At 62.7% G+C, this 2,504-nt stretch carries 4 protein-coding genes; all 4 read right to left on the minus strand.

Going from position 1 to position 2,504, the window contains the following annotated elements:
• Positions 1-48 precede the first annotated feature (48 nt).
• Positions 49-966, minus strand: coding sequence for an SDR family NAD(P)-dependent oxidoreductase (locus tag ABIV12_RS14890; RefSeq protein ID WP_348060705.1), 918 nt, complete (start codon positions 964-966; stop codon positions 49-51).
• 58 nt (positions 967-1,024) lie between these two features.
• Complete coding sequence (locus ABIV12_RS14895) at positions 1,025-1,642, minus strand: pyridoxamine 5'-phosphate oxidase family protein (RefSeq protein WP_348060707.1); 618 nt, start codon at positions 1,640-1,642, stop codon at positions 1,025-1,027.
• 100 nt (positions 1,643-1,742) lie between these two features.
• Complete coding sequence (locus tag ABIV12_RS14900) at positions 1,743-2,147, minus strand: DUF6130 family protein (protein ID WP_348060709.1); 405 nt, start codon at positions 2,145-2,147, stop codon at positions 1,743-1,745.
• Between the two features lie 15 nt (positions 2,148-2,162).
• The coding region (locus tag ABIV12_RS14905; protein WP_348060711.1) for a cytochrome P460 family protein at positions 2,163-2,504 on the minus strand (342 nt) is incomplete at its 5' end.

A 2,504-nucleotide genomic window follows, 5' to 3' on the forward strand; every position in this document is an offset into this window, starting at 1 on the left:
CTGACTGTAGAGGCTCCGCGATCCGTCGAACTGCGGTTGCGCATTCGCTCAGGAGACCAGTCCCGCTGCCACTTCCCAAAGCCGCTGCGCGTTGCCCGGATTCATCGCGTAGTGCGCGACACCGCTGTAGTCGGCAGGACGCCGGGTCACCGTCTGCGCTTCGTTGCAATCTTCAAAATAACGCCCGCCGATCCGGTCGAGCGCCGGGTGCGCGGCGAGCAGCACCGAGGTTGCGGCGCCCTGCGCCACGCTCTTTCGGCGCTCGGGCGGCGTCTTCAACCCGCCGGTGTGCTTCTGCAGGTTGGTCGCAATGGCTCCCGGATTCAGTGCATTCGTAAAAATGCCCTGGCCGGACCAACGGTGCGTCGCTTCGACCGCCAGCAATGCGCAGGCAGATTTCGACTGTCCATACGCCACCAATGGATCGTACGGAAGGAAGTCGAAGTGCAGATCGTCGAACAGCACCGGTGCAATCAGATTGCCACTGGAGCTGACCGATACGACGCGTGCGCCGCCTGCATCCGCGAGCGCGCGGTGGAGGCCCGTGGTGAGGGCGAAGTGGCCGAGAAAGTTCGTTGCAAACTGCATCTCCCATCCTTGCGATGTTCTCTCCAGTGTCGGGATCGCCATCACTCCTGCGTTGTTGACGAGGATATGCAGCGGGCCGTTCCACGCAGCGACGAAGTCCCTCACCGAGCGAAGGTCCGACAAGTCCAGTGGCGCGACGCTGACCCTGGAGTTTCCCGTCGACTCGCGGATGCCTTGTGCGACCCGTTCGCCTGCGTCCGGACGGCGCACCGCGAGAACGACGTCGGCGCCTGCGTTCGCCAGCACTCGCGCAGTCTCGCTGCCGATGCCTGATGCGGCCCCCGTCACGATCGCGCGCTTGCCAGCGAGATCAACGCCTTCAATGACTTCGTCTGCCGTCGAGGAAAATCCGAAGCGCGTCCTGATCGCGGTGTGCATGTGAACTCCTTCGTGTTGACGCGAAACGCCCCTGCCATCCGACCGCATTCGCGTGGCGTTACTTGTCCCCGCCGCGCATCGTTTTCACGATCTCGCGCAGCTCCTCGAGCTCCGACAGCAGCGGCTCCATCGCGGCACGCACTTCGGTTTGCGTGAATCGTGGCGTGATGTGCTGCGGGCAGTTCCAGTCATACGCTTCGACCGCGATCACGATCGCCCGCTCCACGCGCGCCTCGTACTTCGGGTCGGCGAGTGATGCGACCAGTTCCGGGTCATCCCGACGATCGATCACGCTCGCCCGGCCGAGGATTTTCAGACGCTGGCGGTTGGCGTAGTCCATCAGGATCAACGCAACCCTGTCGTCGGCGTCGAGATTGCCGACGCTGACGTACTGGACGTTTCCGCGGAAGTCCGCAAAACCAATCCGTCTGGAATCGAGCACCTTCAGGAATCCGACGGGTCCACCGCGAAACTGCACGTAAGGCCATCCGGTCTCGGATACGGTGGCCTGATAGAAGCCGTCGCGCGCGCCGATGAATTCGCTCTCGGACTCTCCAAGCTCATTCTGCTTCGCGGCACCCGCTTCCAGCGCCCTGGGACGGGGAGGACTTCCGTAGCGTTGCTGGGCCGCCTTGACGCTCGGGGTGTAGGTGATTTCCGCGAATGCCTTCGTCATGATGTTCTCGTCTTGTCCCAATCATCCTTGTCGACCGTCTGTTCGCAGCGCGATGTGTCACCGCGCGCGTGACTCGCGCATTCGCGCCCCGCATTCCGCCTCAACCGGGTACGACAAAATGGACGGACTCCGAGGCAATGACCTGATGCACCGGGTTCGCCAACTCGATCTTCACGGTGTGCGGACCCGCACGCAAGCCGACCAGCACCACCGTTTCGCCGCTCGCATCGATGAAGTGCCAGGGCAGATCGTCCACGGTGACATGCACGTGGCCGATCCGCGGAGACACGTCCATTGCCCCTTTCCCGAAGACGGAGACGATCCGGATGTTCTCCGTGCGGTACTGGATGAACACTTTGCCCAGAGCCAGGGGTCGCGGCATCGGTGCGTCGACGATCAGGCGCGGTGATGGCTCATCATCGATTGCTAGCAGCGGTGAAGGTCCGATCACCTCCTTCGCGGATCGTCCGACTGCTGGCTCATCGCATGGGTCGACATGGCTCATGACAACCTCCGGCGCTCACGGCGCATAGCGGGTGAAGACGCGGTCGTGATCCTTCACGTTGGCCGCGTGACAGGCGAAACACGTCCGGTGCTGCGCTTCGTCTGCAGGCTTTCTTGCAATGAATCGACCGAATCCCCACCCACCGGTTTCTGCATACTTCGTCGAGTCCTTGACCATGAACTGGACGGTCGTCGCGTCGCCAGGCACGAACGCTCCATCGATCTCGGTCGAAGGAACACGCTTCCATGCCAGCTTCGCGAGCACTGACCCGTCTGGAAACGGGAGCGTTCCGTTCCTGTAAGCCTTCATCGCGATCTCGTTGCCGAGGATGCCTCGCAGTTCATCGAGATGGCCGGT

Source organism: Dokdonella sp. (genome assembly GCF_039926425.1).
Classification (GTDB): domain Bacteria; phylum Pseudomonadota; class Gammaproteobacteria; order Xanthomonadales; family Rhodanobacteraceae; genus Dokdonella_A.

Coding starts and splice junctions, on each gene's coding strand:
- ABIV12_RS14890 (WP_348060705.1), bottom strand. CDS start 966: ATGCACACCGCGATCAGGACGCGCTTCGGATTTTCCTCGACGGCAGAC.
- ABIV12_RS14895 (WP_348060707.1), bottom strand. CDS start 1,642: ATGACGAAGGCATTCGCGGAAATCACCTACACCCCGAGCGTCAAGGCG.
- ABIV12_RS14900 (WP_348060709.1), bottom strand. CDS start 2,147: ATGAGCCATGTCGACCCATGCGATGAGCCAGCAGTCGGACGATCCGCG.